This is a genomic window from Caldanaerobacter sp., assembly GCF_049701115.1.
Taxonomy (GTDB): Bacteria; Bacillota; Thermoanaerobacteria; order Thermoanaerobacterales; family Thermoanaerobacteraceae; genus Thermoanaerobacter.
On the sequence record NZ_JBNATX010000014.1, the window covers coordinates 20,086 to 43,213 of the forward strand.

Sequence of the window (23,128 nt, forward strand, 5' to 3'; positions counted from 1 at the left end):
CATGAGGATGTACGACCTTATACTGAAAAAGAGGGATGGCGGTATACTCACCAAAGAGGAAATAGATTTTATAATCTCGGGCTACACAAAAGACTACATTCCTGACTATCAGATAAGCGCTCTTTTGATGGCCATATATTTTAGAGGAATGACTCCTGAGGAGACTGCCGACCTTACAATGGCAATGGCTTACTCTGGCGATGTACTTGATTTATCTAGAATAAAAGGAATAAAAGTGGATAAACATTCAACTGGTGGAGTGGCGGATACTACTACTTTAGTGTTGGCCCCCATGGTAGCTGCTTGCGGAGCGCCTGTTGCCAAGATGTCGGGAAGAGGTTTAGGGCATACTGGAGGAACGATAGATAAGCTGGAATCCATACCTGGAATGAGAGTAGAGCTTTCTGAAGAGGAATTTATTGATAATGTGAATAAATACGGAATTGCAATTATCGGTCAGACAAAAAATTTGACTCCTGCCGACAAAAAATTGTACGCTTTAAGAGATGTTACTGCAACTGTAGATTCTATTCCTCTTATAGCAAGTTCTATCATGAGTAAAAAAATTGCGGCAGGAGCTGACGGAATCGTACTTGACGTGAAAGTAGGAAGAGGAGCATTTATGAAAGATCTAGATAGCGCCAAGAAGCTTGCCAAGCTAATGGTTGATATTGGAAATTCCGTTGGTAGGAAGACGGTAGCCCATGTTACTAATATGGATTACCCTCTTGGACTTGCTATAGGTAACGCTCTTGAAGTTTTGGAGGCCATACAGGTATTAAAAGGTCATGGGTCGCAAGACCTTCTGGAGGTCTGCATGTTATTAGGTTCGGATATGCTGCAGATTGCGGGGATTGCCAAAGATGATAGCGAAGCGAGAGCCAAATTAAAAGATGCCCTAGAAAGTGGTAAAGCACTTCAGAAATTTAAAGAGTTCATAAGAGCACAAGGAGGGGACGACAGAGTAGTAGATGATCCGTCCCTTTTACCACAGGCTAAATATGTGAGGCCGTGGCTTGCTGACAGGGATGTATATATAAAAGACCAGATGGCACTGGATTTGGGGCTCTTGGCAATGAAATTGGGAGCAGGAAGGGAGAAAAAAGAAGACAAGATCGATTTAGCAGTTGGAATAATGCTGGGCGGAAAAGTTGGAGAAATAGTTAAAAAAGGTGAACCTATTGCTACTATATACGCTAATGACGAAAGCAAGGCGGACTGGGCACTTGAAGAGATAAAGAAATACATTTTGCTTTCAGATGAACCAGTAGAAAGACCAGTTTTAATATACGAATAAGTTGGGGGGCATAATCCCCTCATTTTTTATTAAAAATTTTTCGGTTTAAACCGATAAATAAATAGGAACTTTTGAAAGACTCTACATAAAGGGGAGAGAGCTTAATGGGAAAAACCATCAGAGCACAGATAGTACGATCTTTTGTGGTAATTGGTATGTTGATGCTGTTTTTATCTTTTATAGTGAATTTAGGTCTTATAAATACCCTTAACAGTATTGAAAGGCTGAGAACCTATGTAGTAAATCAGGTTATCAATGTGTCAAGTGCCCAGGTGCAAATAGCTGTATTAAGCGGAAACATTCAAGAAACCCTAAATGAGTATATAAATGGCAATGTTACAAACTTTTCTGTTGGTTCTCCTTTAACTTCTATTGAGACGTATGTGAATAATATTCAGAACAGTTTGAGCGATTATAAAAATACTAAAGTGTACGATTCGCTAAACAAGAATCTATCAAACATAAAACAAGCAGTCGAAGACTTAAAAAAAGTTATATCAGATCTTCCGGAAAAGTATAATCCTGCTGAGGACAGCGATAAAATTACAATGGTGAGCTATCATCTTAATCATCTTCAAAGTGCTTTGAATGACTTTAGTTCTACATATTCTCAGGGTTTTTTGCCATATTTTAATAAAATAATACAGGATAACAAGAAAAATTTTTATGTGTCACTTGCTATAAGTGGAGTTATTTTACTCATACTTTTTGTATACGCTATTTCAATTATAAGGAAATTGAAGAAATATGCTGAGTTTATCAATTCGGAAATTTTGAATGCTGAAAAACATTCGGAAGAAGTTGTGAGGTACGCTTCTTATGTTCAAGAAAAATCTGAGGAGAGCGCGAGGAATATAGATTCTTCCAGGAAAGGTTTAGAGGAGCTTGTGAATGGAATAAATGTGATTGCTGAAAGTGTAACTGACGTAGCTGATTCCATGAATAAAGTTTCCGAAGTAAGCGAATCTTTGTCAAGGGTTTCGGATAAGTTGATGAAGGACATGAATGAAGCCATGACAAAGATAAAGGAAATGGAGGGTACAGTATCAAAACAGGGAGAAGAAATAAAACAGTTGATTAAAGGGCTTGAGACAAAGCTCGAGATTTCTAAACAGGTGTCATGGCAACTTAATGAGTTGGAAGAGAAAATGAGTGGAATTAAAAATATACTTTACTCAATTTCTAATATAGCTGAACAGACGAATCTTTTAGCATTGAATGCAGCGATCGAGGCAGCAAGGGCTGGCGAGAATGGAAGAGGATTCGCGGTTGTAGCGGAGGAGATAAGAAAATTGGCTTCTCAATCGAGGGAAAGTGTTGACAAGATAAGTGAGATAATCGAGCCTTTAACTTTGTTTACAAAAGAAACGGTAGAAAATGTCATAGAAAACATAAACGAATCTGTAAAGGCTTCACAGGATGTTAATAGGGTATTAGAAATTTTTGAAAGTACAAAAGAAGGGTTTGAACAAATGGCTGATATTATAAGTGAGATATCTGTTGCTGCAGAGGAGACGGCTTTAAGCTCTAATCAGGCATTGGAAGCTGTAAAAAGCGTGATGGAAGCCTCTCAAAACATTTCTGGACAGGTGGAAGAACTACTTGCTTCCTCAGAACAGCTGCTTTCAGAAATAAATGAAGTAAATGAGAATAATTTAAAAAATCTTGAAAGCATAAAAGAGCAAGTAAGATATGCGAAGACCCAGGAAGAAAACATGCAAAAAATTTCCAACATTGCTTTGCAGCTTTAAAGTTGACATTTATTATACACATAGGTTAAAATTTTATTAGACAGCGTGTTACCTTAAAAAGGGCATGAGCTGGCAGGGAGATCCTTGCCAGCTTTTAATTTAAATAAAAGGGAGTGGGGATTGTGAAAAGAATCTTTGAGCTTACATTAAAAGATATTGAGGGTATGGGGAAAAATACTCTAATCGAAACAATTAAAAGTTCAGAAGGAAGGACGGTAATGGCCGAAACTGTAGTGACAGTTCCACCGCTTATTTACGGGGTTTCTAATTTGGAATTAGCTGCAGCTTTTGGAAGCGACATGATTACATTAAATCTTTTTGATTTCCAAAGACCTTTTATCTTCGGCATAGACGATATCGGAATAAATCTTTCGGAGGGAGTTAGTGTTTTAAGTATGATGGAAGAAATCGCCTTGAAAAATGCTGAGGACAAAGAATATGTAAAAAAGTTAAAGAAGATTGTGGGAAGGTTTATTGGGGTTAATTTAGAACCAGTGCCTGAAGGAATAAAATATGTTGAAGGCAGGAAGCTTACAAGAGAGAATCTGGAGAGGGCGGAAGAATACGGTTTTGACTATGTAGTAATTACAGGAAATCCTAATACAGGTGTCAATGAGACTACTGTAATACAGGGGATAGAACTAGCCAAAAAAATTTTAGGAGACAAATTGATGATTGTGGCGGGAAAAATGCATGGGGCAGGTTCAGGCAATATATACGATGACAAAGTTTTAAGAGATTTTGTAAAGGCCGGTGCAGATTGCGTGCTAATTCCAGCTCCTGGTACTGTTCCTGGTATTGATTTAGATCTCGCTAAAAAGCAGATTGATGCCATCCATGAAGAAGGTGCACTGGCAATGACTGCCATAGGTACCTCCCAGGAGGGAGCTCAAAAAAGCGTAATAGAGTATATAGCTATTCAATCTAAAATGGCAGGGGCAGATATACAGCACATAGGCGATGCAGGGTATTCAGGAGTTGCGTTTCCAGAAAATATAATGGCTCTTTCCATAGCTATAAGAGGGGTAAGGCATACTTACAGGAGAATGGCTTATTCACTGAACAAGTGAAGACCTTTTTACCTGGTTTTAAAAAAGTCTTTTAAATGCAAAAAAACGGTTATTGACAAAGTTTAATACAAAGGGTATAATAAAAGCGAAAACGAATACTATGCGGCGTGTTACTGCGTAAGCAGGCATGAGCCGGTAAAGGTCAAGAGGGCCTTGCCGGCTCTTTTGTTTTAATGCCTGAAAATAAATTAAAAGGAGGGTATTATATGAAATGGCTGGGAAGCCTTCAGAAACTAGGTAAAGCGTTAATGCTTCCAGTGGCTGTATTGCCTGCAGCAGCTTTGCTTTTAAGACTTGGTGCGCCTGATGTTTTTAATATTCCATTCATCATGCAGGCAGGTGCAGCGGTATTTGATAATTTGCCTTTAATATTTGCTGTTGGTATTGCTATAGGTTTTGCAGAAGGCGATGGAGTAGCGGCTTTAGCAGCAGCTGTAGGGTATTTCGTATTGACAAAAGGAGCTACTACAATAAACAAAGATATAAACATGGGAGTTTTAGGCGGTATCTTAATGGGTATAATAGCTGGATACCTTTATAATAGGTACCATGATACAAAGTTACCGGATTTCTTAGGATTTTTTGGTGGAAAAAGGTTTGTACCTATTGTCACAGCATTTGCAGCTATTATACTAGCTCTCATAATGGGATATGTATGGCCGCCTATACAGAATGGCATCTATGCCGTAGGTGAATGGATTATAGGAGCAGGAGCTTTGGGAGTATTCGTATATGGAGTATTGAACAGATTGCTGATTCCTTTTGGACTGCATCACGTTATAAACAGCCTTGTGTGGTTTGTGTTTGGGACCTTTAAGACGCCTGCTGGTAAAATTGTGACAGGCGATTTAAACAGATTCTTTGCAGGAGATCCAACGGCAGGAATTTTTATGGCAGGCTTTTACCCGATAATGATGTTTGGACTCCCGGCAGCAGCATTGGCTATGTGGGCGGCGGCTAAACCAGACCAGAAGAAAGCTGTGTCAGGAGTTTTCATAAGTGCCGCTTTGACATCTTTCTTAACAGGTATTACAGAACCCATTGAATTTTCTTTCATGTTTTTAGCGCCCGTACTTTATGTGATACATGCCCTTTTAACGGGTCTTTCACTCGCTATAACTTACGTGCTCGGGATAAAAGATGGATTTGGCTTTTCAGCAGGACTCATTGACTACATTTTAAGCTATGGAATAGCTACAAAACCCTTACTCCTTTTGGCAATAGGTGTTATTTATGGAGGTTTGTACTATGTGATATTCTACTATGCCATAACCAGATTCAATTTACCAACACCTGGAAGACTAGAGGAAGAGGCCCAAGACCAATACAAAGACATGTCTAAATCAGAAATAAGTGATGTAGCAGCACAGTATGTGGAGGTATTGGGGGGATCTGATAATATAGAATCTTTAGAAGCCTGCATTACCAGGTTGCGTCTTGCTGTAAAAGACGATACAATAATAGATGACGAAAAGTTAAAGAAATTAGGTGCAACTGGTGTAATGAGAATGGGCAAAAACGCCCTTCAAGTTATTGTGGGTACTAAAGCGGATTTGATTGCTCAAGAAATGAAAAAGTACATGAAGAAAAAATCTTAATGACAATTCTGGCGGCCGATGGGGGCCGCCATCAAAGTTTTAGAAAATGGAGAAAGGGATGGTAGTGATGTTTGGACTCTTTAAAAAGAAAAAATATGTAGATGTGTATTCACCTATGGATGGAAAGTTAGTAAAAATTGAAGAAGTACCAGATCCTGTTTTTGCAGAAAAAATGGTGGGGGATGGCATTGCGATAGAACCTATGAAAGGAGAAGTTCTCTCACCGGTAGAAGGTACCATTATACAGCTTTTTCCAACAAAACATGCTTTGGGAATCAAAACAAAGGAAGGTTTGGAAATACTCATCCACATAGGTATGGACACAGTAGAGATGAAGGGGGATGGTTTTGAAAGTTTTGTGTCAGAAGGAGATAGAGTAAAAATAGGTGATAAATTGATAGCTTTTGACATAGAAAAGGTAAAGGAAAAACATCCGTTGACTTCGCCTGTTATAATTACTAACGGCGATATAGTTGATAAAATTGAAAAAGTGGAAGACTTAAAAGAGGTTAAAGCGGGAGAAAGCAGAGTGATGAGAGTGTACCTTAAATAGAAAAAAGAGGGGTATGGGGATGTATAGGGTAGTTAAGGTGCTTAATAATAATGTGTGCATGGCCCATGACAAAAATGGTGTTGAGTGCATACTGGTCGGAAAGGGGATTGGATTTGCGAAAAGGCAAGGAGATTTAATAAAGGAAGAAAGCGTAGAAAAAGTGTTTTATGTAAAAGATACAGAAAATAAAATTAAGTTTTCTGACTTGATGGAAAAAGTAAGAACTGATGTTGTTGGTATTTCTGAAGAAATAATTGCGATGGCGGAAAAAATAAAAGGCAAAAAATTAAACGAACATGTTCACATCGCTTTAGCTGATCACCTTGCTTTTGCTATCGAGAGAATAGGCATGGGTATAGACATTAAGAATCCGTTTATAGCCGAAATAAAAGCTTTGTACAAAGAAGACTTTGCTGTTGCTGAAAAAGCTTTAGAAATGGTGAGAGAAAGGTTAGGAGTTTATCTGCCAGAGGATGAGGCAGGCTTTATAGCGTTGCACCTCCATGCCGCTGTAGAAAATGCAGGACTTTCTGTGACATTAAAAAACACTAGATTGGTTTCTTTGTTGGTATCAATAATAGAGAAAAATCTCTCAAGGAAAATAGACAGAGATTCTCTGGATTACCTGAGGCTGGTTACTCACTTGAGGTTTGCTGTGGATAGAGTAGCCAAAGGGATGGAGGTTGCAAATGAACTTCTTCCCACAATAAAGAGGAAATTCAAGAAAGCTTATAGGATTGCTGAAGAAGTGGCTAATGAAATTGAAAAGGAACTGGGGAAAGAAGTTCCGGAAGAAGAAAAAGGTTATCTTGCAATTCATATTCAACGTTTGCTCCCAAACTGAAAAAATAGTTTGGGAGCTGCAATTTTTTATAATAAAAATTGCAAAATGCTATTGACTTTGATAAAGCTTCTTTGTAAAATAGGATGTAAAAGAGTATTTGAAGGGGGATCATATATGGCTTTCAAAAAAGACAAACCTGTTTACATTGTTGACACTACTTTAAGGGATGGTGAGCAAACTGCAGGTGTTGTATTTGCAAATAACGAAAAAATCAGAATTGCGCAAATGTTAGATGAGATTGGCATAGACCAGCTGGAAGTTGGCATTCCCACGATGGGAGGAGATGAAAAGGAAACGGTAGCTAAGATTGCAAAATTAGGATTAAAGGCTAGTATAATGGCATGGAACAGAGCGGTTGTAAAAGACGTTCAGGAATCTCTTGAGTGCGGTGTAGATGCAGTGGCCATTTCTATTTCTACATCAGACATTCACATAGAGCACAAGTTGAAAAAGACAAGGCAATGGGTATTGGACAGCATGACAGAAGCGGTGAGATTTGCTAAAAAAGAAGGCGTTTATGTTTCTGTTAATGCGGAAGACGCTTCCAGGAGTGATATGGACTTTTTGATTGAGTTTGCAAGGTGTGCAAAACAAGCAGGGGCAGATAGATTAAGATTTTGCGACACTGTAGGTTTTTTGGATCCTTTCAAAACCTATGAAATGGTAAAAGCCATTAAAGATGCAGTAGATATTGAGATTGAAATGCATACCCATAATGATTTTGGTATGGCTACGGCAAACGCTCTTGCAGGAGTTAAGGCTGGAGCTAAATTTGTGGGGGTTACAGTTAATGGACTAGGGGAGAGAGCTGGAAATGCGGCTTTAGAAGAGGTAGTCATGGCGTTAAAGTATGTGTACAAAATGGATTTAGGTATTGACACCAGCCGCTTTAGAGAGATATCCGAGTATGTAGCTTTAGCATCAGGTAGACCACTACCTCCTTCTAAGGCTATTGTAGGTAAAAACGTGTTTGCCCATGAGTCAGGAATTCACGTGGATGGAGCTCTTAAGAATCCCTATACTTATGAAGTGTTTGACCCTCATGAAGTAGGCCTTGAGAGGCAGATAGTGATAGGAAAACATTCTGGCACTGCGGCTTTAATAAACAAGTTTAAAGAGTACGGGAGAGTTTTAACTGAAGAGGAGGCTAATTTGCTGCTCCCTCATGTTAGAAAAATGGCGATTCAATTAAAGAGGCCTTTATTTGATAAGGAGCTAATGTACCTTTATGAAGATGTGATTGTGAAAGGGAAAGCCAAAGCAATCTAAAAATAGGAGTGAAGAGGATGAATTTGACGCAGAAAATACTTTTAGCGCATCTTGTGGAAGGAAAAATAGCAAAAGGAGAAGAAATAGCGATAAAAATAGACCAAACTCTTACACAGGACTCTACTGGAACAATGGCTTACCTTCAGCTTGAGGCTTTGGGAATAGATAGAGTAAAGACAGAACTTTCTGTCTCTTATGTTGACCACAATACTTTGCAGCAGGGGCCGGAAAATGCTGACGACCACAAATACCTACAGACAGTTGCTGCAAGGTACGGAATATACTTTTCAAGGCCGGGAAATGGAATATGTCACCAGGTTCACCTTGAAAGATTTGGAGTGCCAGGGAAAACCCTTTTGGGTTCAGACAGTCATACGCCCACTGCTGGTGGGTTGGGGATGCTGGCGATAGGAGCAGGAGGACTCGATGTGGCTTTGGCAATGGCAGGAGAGCCTTATAGAATTATAATGCCTGCTATTGTAAATGTGAGGCTTAAAGGTAAATTAAGTCCATGGGTTTCGGCAAAAGATGTGATACTAGAGCTTTTAAGAAGGCTTACTGTAAAAGGAGGCATAGGTAAAATCTTTGAATATTCAGGGGATGGAGTAAAGACTCTCTCAGTGCCAGAAAGGGCTACAATAGCGAATATGGGTGCAGAATTGGGAGCGACTACATCCATTTTTCCTTCTGATGAAAGGACTTACGAATTTTTAAAGGCTCAGGGTAGAGAAAATGTATTTGTGCCTTTGAGTGCGGATGAAGATGCGGAATATGATGAAGTCATAGAAATAGACCTTTCTGAATTGGAGCCCATGGTGGCACTTCCTCACAGCCCGGACAATGTGGTCAAAGTGAAAGATGCTGGAAGGCCCAGGGTAGATCAGGTGGCGATAGGGTCCTGCACCAATTCTTCTTATATGGATTTGATGAAAGTCGCTTCTATTTTAAAAGGGAAAACTATACCAGAACATGTGAGCCTTGTAATTGCACCAGGTTCTAGGCAGGTTTTGACTATGCTTGCGAAGAATGGTGCTTTAGCAGACCTTATAGCGGCTGGAGCGAGAATACTTGAAAGTGCTTGTGGGCCCTGCATAGGAATGGGGCAAGCTCCTGCTACAGGCGCCGTTTCTGTGAGGACTTTTAATAGAAATTTCTATGGAAGAAGTGGTACAAAATCTGCGTATGTTTATTTGGCAAGTCCGGAAGTAGCGGCGGCAGCCGCGCTTACAGGGTATCTCATTGACCCTAGAGAACTGGGAGAACCACCTTATGTGCCACTTGTTGAGAGATTTGAAGTAAATGACAATATGATTGTAAAGCCGCCAGAGGATGGGAAAAACGTAGAAGTGATAAAAGGGCCAAATATAAAGCCATTCCCATTGAATACGCCCCTTTCCGATATAGAAAAGAAGGTGTTGATAAAGGTAGGAGATGACATTACAACAGACCACATAATGCCTTCAAATGCTAGACTCCTTCCTTTGAGGTCTAATATACCAGAGCTTTCGAAACATTGTTTTGAAATAATAGACGAAAATTTCTCAAAAAGAGCGGTTGAATGGGGTGGGGGGATAATTGTAGGAGGGCATAACTATGGTCAGGGTTCAAGCCGCGAACATGCAGCTTTGGCGCCTCTTTACTTGGGGGTTAAGGCGGTCATAGCCAAGTCTTTTGCAAGGATACACAAGGCAAACCTGATAAACAGCGGGATTCTTCCTCTTACTTTTGTAAGGGAAGAGGACTATGAAGATATTGATATGGGAGATGTACTAAAGATAGAGAATGCAGTGGAGCAGGTGAGAAGTGGGGGAAACATCATTGTAAAGAATTTGACTAAAGGAAAAAGCTTTGAGGTTAAACTGGAAGTTTCTGATAGAAATCGAGAAATCCTCATTGCAGGTGGAATGATAAATTATGTAAAGAGCAAGAACAGGACAAAATAGGTGTTTTGCTAATTAATTTATTAAAAAAGAGAGAAAGGGGCATTTCGTGTGTAAATACACCTTATAAGCATTAACACGAAATGCCCCTTTAAGTTAAGAAAAATTTATCAACAAACTGAGGTACCTCACCAACGGGGTACCTATTTTTTAAATCAGATGAGAGGAACCGTCCCCTATGTCTGATATTTTTCTTGCGAAGATTAAATATCCTGTGTGCCCTATCATGAGGTCTTCTGGCCTTAGCCTTTCAGGGTTTATTTTGTACTTTCTAAGTAAGATTTCACTGACTTCAATGGTATAAAATCCGCTTTTTTCTAATGCTACAAGCGCTTCTGAAACTTGATTTGTGGTCGGGACTAATATTCCTAAATGCCCGCCAAGCTTTAAAGCTACGCTTATTTGTTCTAACACTTCCCAAGGTTTTCTAACATCTAAAAAAAATGCGTCTAGTTCTCTTTCTTCTATACCTTCATTTATGGATTTATTGTGCATTACCACATTGTCAAATTCAGAGAATTCCTCTATGTTTTTTCGAGCGAGATTAAAAAATTCCTCTCTTTGTTCATAGGTATAGACTCTTCCATGAGGACCTACCAGCCTTGAGAGATAAACGGTAAAAGCACCGGAACCGGTTCCAGCTTCTCCAACTCTTTTGCCCGGGAAGATATCTAGTCGCATGGCGATATAGCTTCCTTCTTTTGGATATACAATTTGGGTGTGTCTTTTTAAAGAGTACATGATATAATCAAAAGTATCGCATTCCAGGATGTAGTATTTTTCGCCTTGAATTTCAAAGCTTGTGCCGGGTGTAAGAGTGGCTAAAAAGTTAATGTCTACCTGCCCTTTTGGGAGGCCCACTTTTCCGGATGAGGTTATGTCTATTACTTTTTTAAAATTGCCAGGGCCAATTATGATGCGCTTGTTGTGTACTGATGTCACGTTTTTCCCCCCTTATTTCTTCAAAGGGTTGCATGTTTATATTATAACATAAAATATAATTAGAATATATTCTCGAGAGTGGGCTTTTCATTTTCTGGTACGTATTTAAGAAGCATTTTCACTGTTTTAAGTTGTGCCATACTGTGGTCTTTATTTTTAGATTCCACAAAGCTTTTGAGCTTTTCCATGTTTATTTCAATTTCATCTATTTCCCTGTGTTCTACTAAGAGAGCCCACTTTTTATCTATTTTTTTCCATTCGCTTTCGCTTTTTTCTACTAAAAGTTTTGCTTTTTCCCAGTCTCCCTTTTTTATACTTTCTTCAGCCATTGCGAGAATCCGTTCAATTTTCTGTGAAGTGCTTTCTAAATATTTAATTGACATTATGTCTAAAAAAATTATAAACATCAAAAGAAATATCACAAGTGGAATTACATACCGCATCCTATCCCTCCTTTTTATACACTGACAGTATTCCATTGGGATCAATGGATGCAAATAATACTTCTTTTAAATCTTTTATATTCCATATTTTGAGTTGGTCCTCAAGCCATGGAAGGTCAATACCTGCCTTTTGCATGTTTTGATGCATGATTCTGCCATCTATTATTATGGGAAGGGGGAGTCCCTCATATTGGGGGGTTATATTCAAATCTTTTGGTGTTACAGGTCTCTTATCGCTTTTCGGTATTACACTTAAACTTCCATTTGTTTCTAAGATAGCATATTCTACATCTGCCACATTTGGATATCCTTTTATCCTTAGTTCTTCCAGTAAGTCATTTATGCTATACCTTTCTTTTTGGAGCTGAGAAGTTAAAATTTTGCCTTTTTCAATCAGAATTGTAGGCGTGCCACATATTATAGCTCTAGCTCTTAGGCTCTTCATAGAAATATAAGATAGGATGAGTTGGGATATTAAAAGGGTGAGTACAGGTATTATACCAGCGACAAGAGGAATTCCTTTGTTTTGCATTGGTATTGCTACTAAATCTGCTATCATTATCGCAACTACAAGTTCATAAGGCTGAAGCTGCCCTATCTGTTGTTTTCCAGAAATTCTCATAAATATTACCACTAGAGCATATAAGATTAATGTGCGGAAAAAAAGAATCAGCATGTTTTCACCCTTTCCTCCTTTTCATATATAGTATTTATGGCATTTTTCAGAAATATTCACTTACATTTACTTCATTTTATGGTAAGAAAATTCGTTAAAATTTTTTTCGCAATGTAAAATTTTCAGTGGTAACGTTTTATAACAAATTATGATATAGAATGTAAATTTACAAACTGTTATAATATAGATGAGGGATAGATAAAAGAATAGGGGTTGAAGAGGGATGTACAAACTTCTTGTCAGTGATGCAGATGGAAGTTTGCTAAACAGCAATTCTGAGATTTCTGATCGAACTAAAGAAGTTGTGAGAGAGGTGATATCGAGGGGAGTCATTTTTACAATAGCTACAGGTCGTATGTTTTCCTCTATCTTGCCCTACGCTTTGGAGCTTAAAATAAATGCTCCTGTTATTTCATATAATGGTGCTCTTATAAAAGATGTGTACACGAAGAAGGTGTACTATTACAATCCCATTCCTTCAGAAGATGCTGTCTTTGCTATAAAGCTTTTAAAAGAAAATGGATACCACGTTAATCTTTATATTGACGATGAACTTTATGTAGAAGAGATTACCGATAGAGTTGAATGGTATATCTCTTTTAATAACAACATAAAAGTTAATCCTGTAGGAGATCTAGTGGAGTTTCTCTTGGATACTTGTAGTGTGACAGCCAAGATATATGCCCTAAATGACTTAAAAGATCCAATTTCTCTTAATACTAAAATGTATGATGAAATTGCAAAAAAGCTTACAATTTCTACTTCCGGAGGCGGTCATTTAGAGATAAATGCCAAGGGAGTAAGCAAAGGAAATGCTTTAAAAACTCTTGCGAATATGTACAACATAAAGAGAGAAGAGGTAGTAGCTATTGGTGACAATTTGAATGACCTTTCTATGATAGAATATGCTGGGTTGGGGGTTGCAATGGGTAACGCACCTGATATAGTCAAAATAAAGGCTTCTTTTGTCACTTTTTCAAACGATGAGGATGGAGTAGCTCATGTCATAGATAAGTTTTTTCTTAACAGGAAAACAGTAGCCGTACAGTAACAAAAACTTTATCCATGGAATATGATATATTACCGCAGGGCGGTAATATATTTTTTTATCCTTGGGTGATAAATTATGGAAGATATGGTTATAAAATTTATTTATTTGACAATAATATTTGTTGGGGTGTTATACTGCATGCTTTCTTTTTTACCTATTTTTTTAGATTTGAATTCTTCTTTGTACGAAGAACCTTCAAAAAAATTCATGAAAATGAATGAAAAAAATTGAAAAATCTATTGACAAAATCTCTAAGAACAAGTAAAATAACATAAAGGCGAAAACGATTAAACTTGGGAGTGATAAGAATGGGTGCGACTATAAAGGATGTAGCGAGAGAGGCGAAAGTTTCCATTGCCACTGTTTCAAGAGTCTTAAATAACAGTGCTGTTGTGACTGAAGAGACGCGGCAGAGGGTTTTAGAAGCAATAAAAAAGACAGGATATAAACCTAATGCTCTTGCAAGGAGCCTAAAGATTCAAAAAACTCACACTATTGGTCTTATCATACCTGACATATCGAGCACCTTCTATCCCGAGGTAGTGAGGGGGATAGAAGATGTGGCAGCTATGTATAATTATAATATCTTTCTCTGCAATACAGATCAGAAGGAAGACAAAGAGATAAAATATATAGAAATTCTTGGTGAGAAACAAGTAGATGGCATCATATTCATGGGGGATATGGTAAGGGACAGTGTTATTCAGGTTTTTAACGAGTTTAAAGTGCCTGTAGTGTTGGCGGGGACGCAGGACAAAGAGAAAAGATTTCCAAGTGTAATGATTGACAATGAAAAAGCAGCTTATGATGCAGTAAAATACTTAATTTCTCTTGGACACAAGAGAATAGGAATGATTGCGGGTTCGATGCAGGACCCGATAGCAGGCCTTCAAAGGATAGAGGGCTATAAGAGGGCTTTAGAGGAACATGGCATAAAGTATGACCCTGAGTTAGTGGTAGAGGGAGAATTTAAGACAAGGAAAGCATATCTTGCAATGCTTAAACTTTTAGAGCACAATGTGACGGCTGTATTTGCAGCTTCAGATGATATGGCTGCTGCTGCTATCAACGCGATATTCGATTCAAATTTAAAAGTGCCTGATGACATACATGTGGTTGGATTTGACAATACCTATATTTCCACCATATTCAGACCCACAATAACCACAATACTGCAGCCGGCTTACGACATAGGAGCTGTGGCCATGAGGCTTTTGACAAAGCTTTTGGGTAAAGAGCCTATAGATGAAATGCATGTTATACTGCCTCATCAGCTTATTGTAAGGGAATCTACAGGATTTAAAGAAGCAAGTAGCCGATGAGGCTATTTTTTTTATCCAATTTTATGGTATAGTAAAAGTTGGGAGGTGAAATTCATGGAGAGATTGCTAATTGTAGATGATGAGGAGATGTTTGTTAAGGGGCTAAAACTTTCTTTAGAAGAAGAAGGATTTTTAGTAGATGCGGCTTACGATGGAGAAGAAGGCCTTGAAAAAGTCAGGGAAGGAAATTATGACCTTGTGATTTTGGACATAATGCTTCCCAAGATAGACGGTTTTACTGTTTGCAGAGAAATCAGGAGATTTTCAAACATCCCAATAATAATGCTCACTGCAAGGGGAGACGATATAGATAGGATTGTTGGAATAGAGATAGGTGCAGATGACTACCTGGCAAAACCCTTTAATACTCGGGAGCTTATTGCTAGAATAAAAGCCCTGTTAAGGAGAGCTTCAAATCCCTATGTGAAAAAAAAGGAGGAGATAAGAAGAGGTGACTTATATATAAACGTACCTCAAAGGGCGGTTTATAAAAAGGGTAAAAAGATAGAACTGACAAATAAGGAATTTGAACTTCTTGTCCTTTTGGCTTCCAATCCCGGAAAGGTCTATAAAAAGGATGAGCTTTTAGACCTTGTTTGGGGAGATGATTTTTACGGTGATGCTAACACAGTCGCTGTTCATATAAGAAAGATTAGAGAGAAGTTAGAAGAAGACCCTGCTAATCCCCAGTATATCTTCACCAAGTGGGGAGCAGGATATTACATGAAATAGGTGATATAATGAGCTTAAGGTGGAAGATTTTTTATCTATACCTCATAGTGATGGTGACTTCTCTAGCCGTTACGGGATTTTATCTTTACAGTTATATAGAAAAAAGTTATTTAGATAATGTGAAAATAAATAATTTAGTGCAGGCTAATATGGTCTCTAATTTTGTTTCACGGTTTGTTGGGACTCCCTCTTCATATCTCATTGAACCTACTATATCAGAATATGCAAAACAGATAAATGCCCGGATTCTATTCACAAATACTGATGGAAAGGTTATTGTTGACTCAGCTCCTTCTAAAGATTTTGAGGGAAAGAATTTGTTGTCTTATCCAGATATAAAAGAGGCCTTGAACGGTAAGAGTTCCACAAGTATTCATAACATAAACGGCGTGGGATGGGCGATGTATGCTGCTGTACCTGTCACTTCGAAAAACAAGATAGTAGGTGCTATACTAATTTCTTCTTCTATAGACAATGTTATTGAACTTTTAGATTCCATAAAGTATAGAATGATATACACTTTTTCGGCAATTGGAGTGCTTATAGGCATCGTAAGCCTTGGGATTGCTTCTTTTATAACAAATCCGTTGAAAAGGTTGACAGAGGCTGCCAACATTTTGTCGCAGGGTAAACTGGACTATAAAGTGGATGTAAAAAGCAAAGATGAGATTGGAAAATTGGCAAATGCCTTCAATAAGATGAGCTTTAGCCTCATGAAGCTGGACGAAGAGAGGAAGAGATTTGTATCAGATGCTTCTCATGAATTAAAAACACCTCTTGCTTCTGTAAAAGCTTTAATTGAATCCCTTATAAATAGCAGAAATCAGGATATTTCTTTCTATAAGGAGATTTTAAAGGACGTTAATGGGGAAATAGACAGGATGACCAAGCTTGTAAATGACCTCCTAGAGCTTGCGCGGCTCGACAAGATAAAGTCGCCCCGCATAAAAAAAGTGGAAGTCTCTGAAATTATTGAAGAGGTAGTGGAAAGCCTTGTGCCTCTTGCTCGTTCAAAGGGGGTAAACCTTTCTTTTAATGGTAAAGGGAGAATTTTCGCAGAAATTGACCCTGATAGGTTTTACAGAATGGTGTACAATATTGTAGAAAATGGGATAAAGTATACTCATGAAGGGGGATACGTGATTGTTGGGCTGTATGAGGATGAAGAAAAAGTATACCTTACTATAAGCGATAATGGAATTGGAATAAGCGATGAAGTCCTTCCGAAGATTTTTGACAGATTTGCTAGAGGAGATACAGCAAGGTCCAAAAAGAGCGGAGGTTTTGGATTAGGCCTTGCCATTGCCAAGGAAATAATAGACATGCACGAAGGAAGGGTAAATGTCAAAAGCAAAGTAGGGGAGGGAACTACTTTTGAGATAGAACTTCCAAAAAGCAAAGGTAAAAGATATTAACTTTTTTTAAGAAATTGTTTATGTTTTTTTAATATTTTTTGTTTCAAAAAGTGTTAATATATAGTTAAAGAGAGAGGGAAAAGATATAAAAGAGGTGGGGAAGGGTGAAGAAATTTTTTTTAGGCGTTTTATTGTTGTTTTTAATTTTATCAGTTACTGGATGTACTAAAAGTTTAAGTGCTAAAGATGATAATCCGCCTATAAATCCTAAGCCTTTAGAACAGGAGGTTGCAAATGTCCACGGCAGGGAAGTGACTCTTTACTTTTTAAATGATAAACAGAATAGTCTTACGATGGAAAAACGGTTTATACCCAAAGATGCAGATGTGCTGAAACAGATTGTGATTGAAATTTTAAAGGGGCCGAGTGAAGAATACGCTTCTCCAGTGTTTCCAACAGGTACAAAGCTTTTGTCCATAGATATGCAGGCAGATACGGTATTCGTGAATTTTTCTAAGGAATTTTTGCAGGAAGGATCGGAGGAAAAAATAGACAAATTAAGGGTAGCGGCATTAGTTAATACTTTAACAGAGATTCCTGGGGTAAACAATGTACAGATACTTGTCGAAGGCAATAAAGTGGATCAGATAGGAAAGTACAAGATAGGTCTTGATCCTCTTAAAAGGACGATGATAGTAGGAGAGGTATACTACAGTCCAGAGAAAATAAAAAAGATGCAGGAAAGGGCCGATTTTGGAAAGGAAGCCTGGAGGTTCGACCCTCTCCAAGTGCTGAGAAGAGAGGGAGGAATCGTTGGCATTGGGCCTCAGGATGAAATAACCTTGAAAGAAGAATTTTCGGGTACGGCTGTTGCAGAAGTTATTCATGATGGTAAGGTATATCAGGTAAACCTTGTACAGCCTTTTGGCAAAGGCAGTAATTATATCTGGGTTATCGATAGAGTTTTGCCTCTTTTTACCCCTATTAAGGAGGCAGACCCTACGAGGGGAGAGTCCTTCATATACGGCAAAGTAAAGAATATCGATTATGAAGCCCGTATAGTTACAATAGAAAGGGAATATCAAGATGCACAAGATTTGAGGAATGAAGTCGGCCCGGATATAAAAATTCTGCCAGATGCAGTGATTCATTTTATGGCTAAAGTGAGTTATAACCCTGATTCTGGTGTAAAGTATGCCGAAAGAGATGTCGGAATAAATAAAATCAAAGTAGGGGATGAACTTGGGATAATACTTACTAAGGATAAAGAAGCTAGAGCCGTAATAATATTTGATATAAGTCCAATTCCTTATGAACCCAATATAAAAGTTCTTTCTCCATCGAAAAATGATGTTTTGTCGAGCCCTTTTAAAGTGATAGGGAAAGCCAGGGTAACCGAAGGAGGAGTAAATATAAGGCTTGTAGATAGCAGAGGAAATGTGCTCAATGAGAGTTTTGTTCAGGCAAACAATGCAGCTCCTTCTTGGGGAGATTTTGAAGCTGTTATTACTTATAAACCCTTAGGAGAACCAAGGAATGGCCTTTTACAGGTGTTTTCAATAAGTCCACAGGATGGATCGATTCAAAACCTTGTATCTATACCTGTTACTTTAAAATAACATTTTTTTGTGGGAAGCCATTATTATTCCTGTAGCTATGGTCTCTGCAATTTCATATATAAATCCTAACCTTGCGGAATTAAGTCTTCTAGATGTCAAGCTCTCTACTATTCCTACTATAGAAAGATTGCCTACAGGAGGAAGGTTTTTTCCCACCCCTTTTCCAGGATATATAGGAGAAGGTTTTATGAGTATTTTCCCTATGTTTTCTTTCTCTCCTAAAGAAGCGTCCACGGCAATTATTTTGCTGTAAGGATGCTTCTTTTTTATGTATTGTAAATTTTCTTCAAGATTTGCAGCGTGTACGGGATTTTTTAGAGTGCCATATACGTAGTAAATGGGAGGAAGTGCTTTTAATATTAGGCTTCCAACTATAGGGCCTAAAGAATCGGTTATAAACCTGTCTGTACCTATGCATAAAAAAATTGATTCCGGGATAAGGTGGTGAGAGAGAAAATCCGCTATTTGAATAGGTGCTCTCTCTTCATCATATTTAATTCTTAATTCCTCCATCCATTTCCTCCTTTACTTTGAATTAATATTAAAATAGCGGGGAATAATAGATATATCCAAAAGATTCGGGAGGTATTTCGATGGTTTTCTTTAAAAAAGCGGTAGTATGGGCTTTTATGCTGTCTCTTTTGATTGCTATTACAATATTTATGTGGGAAAAACCTTTTAAAGAACCGGAGAATTTGAAAAAGGAAGAGAATATTGAAGAGAATATTTCGGTACATAAAGAAGAGGCGAAATTTTTCCCTTCAGAGAGAGATTGGGAAATAGAAGAAGTTGCTTTGATAAAAAAAGAACTAACGGCAAGGCAGATTGCTAAAAAAGACGTAAAAATATATGAGCTGGAGGGGATTTTAAAAAACCTTGATTTGGAAGATAGAAAAAAGGTAGAAAGTATTCTAAATAAGTTAGGGGACGATAAGATAAAAGAGATATCCGAAATTATAGAAAAGGAAATGGATGAGAAAGGAAAGGGTAAAATATTGGCGATTTTAAGTGAAAAGCTGGGGCATGATGAGATAGAATATATATTGAAGCTGGCTAAAAAATACTTTGCAGTTAAATAACAAATCCCCCCTCAATTGGAAGGGGGATTTATGACAGGTTTAAATTTGTAATATATTTCTTTTCCGTTTACCATTACAGAAAGAAACCCAAAATCATTGTATATATCAGTACCGATGGCATTCACTCCATATGTTTCTGTATATCTTATACCATCTTCCAAAATGGTGTAAAATTTTTTATTTCCATTTGATATTATCCATATATTTTTACTTGTATTCCTGTAAAATTCTTTTAAAGTCTCTTCAAATAGCTTTGCTTCTTTTTTATCGTTAAGTCCTTCCTCTCCCCATATAGGTCTAGGTAATAGTATAAAAAGATTGTCTTTTTGTATTTTATTAAGTTGATCTTTAAACCATACCCATTGGTCTGGATCTGGTTTTACAAAAGTCCCATTTTTGTTGTTTAAGACTATGAACGTGGAGTTTCCGTAATCGTATCTTTGATATTTTTCTCCTACAGCAATGTATTTTGTTTTCAGGTTAGCCAGGGCCCTTTCGTTTATGTCTCCCAGAAATACCGCTAATTTATATTCTTTGTTGGCGATTTCAACAGCTTTTAGAGAGATTTGAAGTTTTAAAAGGGTATTATACTTAGTGTCACCAAAGACCATGAATCTAAAAGAATTATCCGTGTCATTAACAGTAATTTCTCTGTTGGCTGGATCGTATTGAGAAAACTCCTCCTGAGGCTTTAAAGTAGAATAATCAAAATAAGATCCTTCTCCTACTTTGACGGTAAGAAAAGCAATTTTATCCAGAACTTTTGCCATTATTGCACCGCTTGAATCAAAATTGGCAGATGTAAAGGTGCCTAGCGTATTTATAGTGCCTGCATTACCATAGATTTGGTATTCTATATCTATAGGGTCTATCAGAGCTCTATATCCTTTTGCATCTTTGCCGAAAAGTTTTATCTTAGTTTTTTGGCTCTTGTCTATCTCTATTGTAGAGGGTTCAAATTCTAATATAACAGGATTTTCTAAAACATTTACTTCCAAAGTAGAAGATATAGCGCCTATTCTTGCAGTAATAAACCCTTTTCCTGCGTTCAATGGAAGGAAATAGTTTCCTTCAAATTTTCCGTCAATTCCTGTTACAGAAAATTGGATTTCATTTGGGTCTAAAGTCACAGGATTGAGGTTTTCATCATATCCTTTTACTTTTATTAACCGATGAAGTCCCTTGAATATTTTTTCATCTTCTACCTCTAATTTGATCCCGTAAAGATTTCCTGGAGGTGCCGTGTTTAAAACAGCAATTCCATTTGGAACCTTTCTTTCATAAGAATTAGGAGAGTAATTGTAAAGTACAGTTTTTGATTCTCCTAGGGGTCTTATAGCCATCTGTGTAGAACCGCCTCCATCTAAGTTTAAAGCTTCATGTGCTCCTAATGAAAGCATTAGGTTTGCCAGTTCCTCTTGAGTCATACCTCTGTAAGGAGGACCATCCACTGTAACCATAAATATATACTTTTTGTCCTTTGTATAACCGATTGATGTTCTGGCGGCATATCCCTTTATCTCGTGAGTAAAAGGGTATATTTTTCCCTCTTTTAACAGTATTGTTCCACCGCTTACAGCCATTTTTATGTCCTGAAAGGGAGGATTAGTTGTTATGTTTTTTTGAATTTTGTCTCCCGGATTGAGTTTAAGAAGGAGATTACCTATATCACCTGATGCAGCTAGAATATATCCTCCTTCAGGTATTTCACTGGGAGGCTGTCCCAGACGAACCTCTAACACGGTATCGCTTTGATCTAATACTACCTCTACAAGCTGTGGCACATTTTCGTTAGCACCTGGAGAAAATCCATACCAGTCTCTGGTATACATTACCATGTACTGAAAAGTACTGCTTATTTTATTTATCGCGGCGATGGGTATAGTGGTTCCATCAGGCAAAGTTATTGACATATTTTTTGCCCAGTAATCTATATAGGGTGTGCCTGTTTTGTCAATATAAAAAGTTGCCATTTTTCCATTTGAAGCAGGATCGGTTATTAGATTTCCATCTTTGACCGTAGCTCCTATGACAAATCCTGTTTTTGGATCAAAGAAATCTCCGTTTATGGCGGCAACGGCTCCATAAGAGTTTGCCAGTTCCCGTATAGACATTCTCTCTTTTATGCCGAAAGGGCTAAAAATGGTGGAAAGGTCCACGTAAGGGTTTTCTAAGTCAATTTTTAAAACATTTATGTTTATAAAACCTTCGTCTGTAAAGTAAAGAAGATGTGTATGAGTAACTCCTCGTGAAATTACCTCTGTTTCTTGTTTTTGATCCAGAATTTTGTAGGCGGCATTTGTAACTTCTGCTAAAGATACAAAAAATATTAATAAAAATGCGAAAAAAGCGGCTAATCTTTTTGAAGACAATTTCAATTTTCTTCCTCCTTTGTTGATTATATTTTCTTTTACAGGAGGATTATACCACGACTATATTACAGCCGTGTTACACAAATATTAAGATTTAATTAAATTTGGCGCATTCTTTAAAAATACGGAGAATAAACGAGTATAACCGAAGAAAACAGCTATTTTTCAGGTTTTATACCTGTTGTTTAAATTCGAATTTTTTATTATAATTTATTTTGCTACTGCGGTCGGGATGTAGCGCAGCTGGTAGCGCACGTGCTTTGGGAGCATGGGGTCGGGGGTTCAAGTCCCCCCATCCCGACCAGTGTGGTCGTGTAGCTCAGCTGGGAGAGCACCTGCCTTACAAGCAGGGGGTCATAGGTTCGAGTCCTATCGCGACCACCATTTCTAAACTAAATAGAAGCGTGGAGGGATACCCAAGCGGCCAAAGGGGGCAGACTGTAAATCTGCTGGCGTATGCCTTCGATGGTTCAAATCCATCTCCCTCCACCATTTTTTATTTTGTGAGACCTTTTAAGGTCTTTTTTATTTTGGCTCATTGACTTCGAAGATGAAAGTAGTATAATATTTTTTAGAAATCCATTTTTTGATGATAAATTTTTGCAAGGGGGAATTTTTATGAGAGAGATGACAAAAAGAAACTTACTGGATGCTTACGCAGGAGAAAGTCAGGCTCACATGAGATATCAAATTTTTGCTGATGTGGCAGAAAAGGAAGGTAAGCCTAATATTGCCAAACTTTTTCGGGCTATTTCCTATGCAGAGCTAGTACATGCTACCAATCACTATAAGGCGCTGGGGGAAGTAGGAGATACAGTAAAGAACCTGGATAAGGCAATTGAAGGGGAGACTTTTGAAGTTGAAGAGATGTATCCTGCGTATAACGCTGTTGCAGAACTTCAGCAGGAGTCGGGGGCCAAAAAAAGCATTCATTATGCTATTGAGGCAGAAAAGATACATGCAAAACTTTATGCTGAGGCAAAAGAGGCAGCATTAAAAGGGGAAGACTTAAAAATTTCTAAAGTGTACATATGTCCTGTATGTGGATATACATCAGTAGACGTGCTTCCAGAAAAATGTCCTATCTGCGGAGTGCCAAAAGAAAAATTTGTAGCCTTTTAAAGTGCGCTTTTTAGCGCGCTTCAGGCTGTTGACAAACTTAAAGAAGTGGCATTTTGTGTGTAAATGCGACTTGTTGTCAAAGCGGTAACTAAA

The 23,128-nt window shown here is 37.9% G+C and carries 20 protein-coding genes and 3 tRNA genes; 18 read left to right on the forward strand and 5 right to left on the reverse strand.

Annotated elements, in window-relative coordinates; genetic code table 11:
* The first annotated feature begins 1 nt into the window (after window position 1).
* From ACPLVE_RS05835 to ACPLVE_RS05870, 8 genes are all read left to right on the forward strand, one after another.
* Window positions 2-1,297, forward strand: a complete 1,296-nt coding sequence (locus ACPLVE_RS05835) for a pyrimidine-nucleoside phosphorylase (protein WP_424610645.1) — start codon at window positions 2-4, stop codon at window positions 1,295-1,297.
* A 104-nt stretch (window positions 1,298-1,401) separates the two neighbouring features.
* Window positions 1,402-3,048 (forward strand): methyl-accepting chemotaxis protein, encoded by a 1,647-nt coding sequence (locus ACPLVE_RS05840; protein ID WP_424610646.1) that lies wholly within the window; start codon window positions 1,402-1,404, stop codon window positions 3,046-3,048.
* Between the two features lie 122 nt (window positions 3,049-3,170).
* Window positions 3,171-4,118 (forward strand): hypothetical protein, encoded by a 948-nt coding sequence (locus ACPLVE_RS05845; RefSeq protein WP_424610647.1) that lies wholly within the window; start codon window positions 3,171-3,173, stop codon window positions 4,116-4,118.
* A gap of 206 nt (window positions 4,119-4,324) precedes the next feature.
* Window positions 4,325-5,716 carry an N-acetylglucosamine-specific PTS transporter subunit IIBC gene (gene nagE / locus ACPLVE_RS05850; RefSeq protein ID WP_424610648.1) on the forward strand — a complete coding sequence of 464 codons (1,392 nt, stop codon included), beginning with the start codon at window positions 4,325-4,327 and terminating at the stop codon, window positions 5,714-5,716.
* Between the two features lie 67 nt (window positions 5,717-5,783).
* Window positions 5,784-6,269: a PTS sugar transporter subunit IIA gene (locus ACPLVE_RS05855; protein ID WP_424610664.1), complete on the forward strand. Its 486-nt coding sequence runs from the start codon at window positions 5,784-5,786 to the stop codon at window positions 6,267-6,269.
* Window positions 6,270-6,288: 19 nt separating this feature from the next.
* Entirely contained in the window at window positions 6,289-7,113 is an 825-nt protein-coding gene (gene glcT, locus ACPLVE_RS05860) for a glucose PTS transporter transcription antiterminator GlcT (RefSeq protein ID WP_424610649.1), read from the forward strand.
* 114 nt (window positions 7,114-7,227) lie between these two features.
* Window positions 7,228-8,382, forward strand: coding sequence for a homocitrate synthase (nifV, locus tag ACPLVE_RS05865; protein WP_424610650.1), 1,155 nt, complete (start codon window positions 7,228-7,230; stop codon window positions 8,380-8,382).
* Window positions 8,383-8,399: 17 nt separating this feature from the next.
* Window positions 8,400-10,325 carry an aconitate hydratase gene (locus ACPLVE_RS05870; protein ID WP_424610651.1) on the forward strand — a complete coding sequence of 642 codons (1,926 nt, stop codon included), beginning with the start codon at window positions 8,400-8,402 and terminating at the stop codon, window positions 10,323-10,325.
* 147 nt (window positions 10,326-10,472) lie between these two features.
* Here the strand turns inward: ACPLVE_RS05870 and ACPLVE_RS05875 are convergent, their stop codons facing one another.
* From ACPLVE_RS05875 to ACPLVE_RS05885, 3 genes are read right to left on the reverse strand one after another with little or no spacing between them, the layout of a single operon-like run.
* Window positions 10,473-11,264: a tRNA (adenine-N1)-methyltransferase gene (locus ACPLVE_RS05875; protein WP_424610652.1), complete on the reverse strand. Its 792-nt coding sequence runs from the start codon at window positions 11,262-11,264 to the stop codon at window positions 10,473-10,475.
* Between the two features lie 59 nt (window positions 11,265-11,323).
* The gene (locus ACPLVE_RS05880) at window positions 11,324-11,707 is read right to left on the reverse strand and encodes a DUF4363 family protein (protein ID WP_424610653.1); all 384 of its coding nucleotides are present in this window, start codon (window positions 11,705-11,707) and stop codon (window positions 11,324-11,326) included.
* A 1-nt stretch (window position 11,708) separates the two neighbouring features.
* Window positions 11,709-12,383: a DUF421 domain-containing protein gene (locus ACPLVE_RS05885; RefSeq protein WP_424610654.1), complete on the reverse strand. Its 675-nt coding sequence runs from the start codon at window positions 12,381-12,383 to the stop codon at window positions 11,709-11,711.
* A 223-nt stretch (window positions 12,384-12,606) separates the two neighbouring features.
* Between ACPLVE_RS05885 and ACPLVE_RS05890 the strand changes: the two genes are divergently transcribed.
* From ACPLVE_RS05890 to ACPLVE_RS05910, 5 genes are all read left to right on the forward strand, one after another.
* Window positions 12,607-13,434 (forward strand): HAD family hydrolase, encoded by an 828-nt coding sequence (locus ACPLVE_RS05890; RefSeq protein ID WP_424610655.1) that lies wholly within the window; start codon window positions 12,607-12,609, stop codon window positions 13,432-13,434.
* Between the two features lie 308 nt (window positions 13,435-13,742).
* Window positions 13,743-14,756, forward strand: coding sequence for a LacI family DNA-binding transcriptional regulator (locus ACPLVE_RS05895; RefSeq protein ID WP_424610656.1), 1,014 nt, complete (start codon window positions 13,743-13,745; stop codon window positions 14,754-14,756).
* A 54-nt stretch (window positions 14,757-14,810) separates the two neighbouring features.
* Window positions 14,811-15,488 carry a response regulator transcription factor gene (locus ACPLVE_RS05900; RefSeq protein ID WP_424610657.1) on the forward strand — a complete coding sequence of 226 codons (678 nt, stop codon included), beginning with the start codon at window positions 14,811-14,813 and terminating at the stop codon, window positions 15,486-15,488.
* 8 nt (window positions 15,489-15,496) lie between these two features.
* Entirely contained in the window at window positions 15,497-16,903 is a 1,407-nt protein-coding gene (locus tag ACPLVE_RS05905; protein WP_424610658.1) for an ATP-binding protein, read from the forward strand.
* A 104-nt stretch (window positions 16,904-17,007) separates the two neighbouring features.
* Window positions 17,008-18,462, forward strand: coding sequence for a Gmad2 immunoglobulin-like domain-containing protein (locus tag ACPLVE_RS05910; RefSeq protein ID WP_424610659.1), 1,455 nt, complete (start codon window positions 17,008-17,010; stop codon window positions 18,460-18,462).
* On the opposite strand, the gene yyaC is transcribed toward ACPLVE_RS05910, so the two are convergent.
* Window positions 18,454-18,975, reverse strand: a complete 522-nt coding sequence (gene yyaC, locus ACPLVE_RS05915; protein WP_424610660.1) for a spore protease YyaC — start codon at window positions 18,973-18,975, stop codon at window positions 18,454-18,456. The two genes, ACPLVE_RS05910 and yyaC, sit on opposite strands and share 9 nt — an antisense overlap.
* 80 nt (window positions 18,976-19,055) lie before the next feature.
* Here yyaC and ACPLVE_RS05920 point away from each other — a divergent pair, with 80 nt between their 5' ends.
* Window positions 19,056-19,541, forward strand: a complete 486-nt coding sequence (locus ACPLVE_RS05920; RefSeq protein ID WP_424610661.1) for a hypothetical protein — start codon at window positions 19,056-19,058, stop codon at window positions 19,539-19,541.
* An 11-nt stretch (window positions 19,542-19,552) separates the two neighbouring features.
* On the opposite strand, the gene ACPLVE_RS05925 is transcribed toward ACPLVE_RS05920, so the two are convergent.
* A complete protein-coding gene (locus ACPLVE_RS05925; RefSeq protein WP_424610662.1) occupies window positions 19,553-21,919 on the reverse strand; it encodes a phosphodiester glycosidase family protein in 2,367 nt (788 codons plus the stop codon).
* A 222-nt stretch (window positions 21,920-22,141) separates the two neighbouring features.
* Between ACPLVE_RS05925 and ACPLVE_RS05930 the strand changes: the two genes are divergently transcribed.
* The 4 genes from ACPLVE_RS05930 to ACPLVE_RS05945 all read left to right on the forward strand — a co-directional run bounded on the left by ACPLVE_RS05930 (window position 22,142) and on the right by ACPLVE_RS05945 (window position 23,035).
* Window positions 22,142-22,217 (forward strand) — tRNA-Pro (locus tag ACPLVE_RS05930).
* Between the two features lie 4 nt (window positions 22,218-22,221).
* Window positions 22,222-22,297 (forward strand) — tRNA-Val (locus ACPLVE_RS05935).
* Between the two features lie 22 nt (window positions 22,298-22,319).
* Window positions 22,320-22,405: transfer RNA gene (locus ACPLVE_RS05940), tRNA-Tyr, on the forward strand.
* A 126-nt stretch (window positions 22,406-22,531) separates the two neighbouring features.
* The gene (locus tag ACPLVE_RS05945; RefSeq protein ID WP_424610663.1) at window positions 22,532-23,035 is read left to right on the forward strand and encodes a rubrerythrin family protein; all 504 of its coding nucleotides are present in this window, start codon (window positions 22,532-22,534) and stop codon (window positions 23,033-23,035) included.
* The last annotated feature ends 93 nt before the right edge of the window (window positions 23,036-23,128 follow it).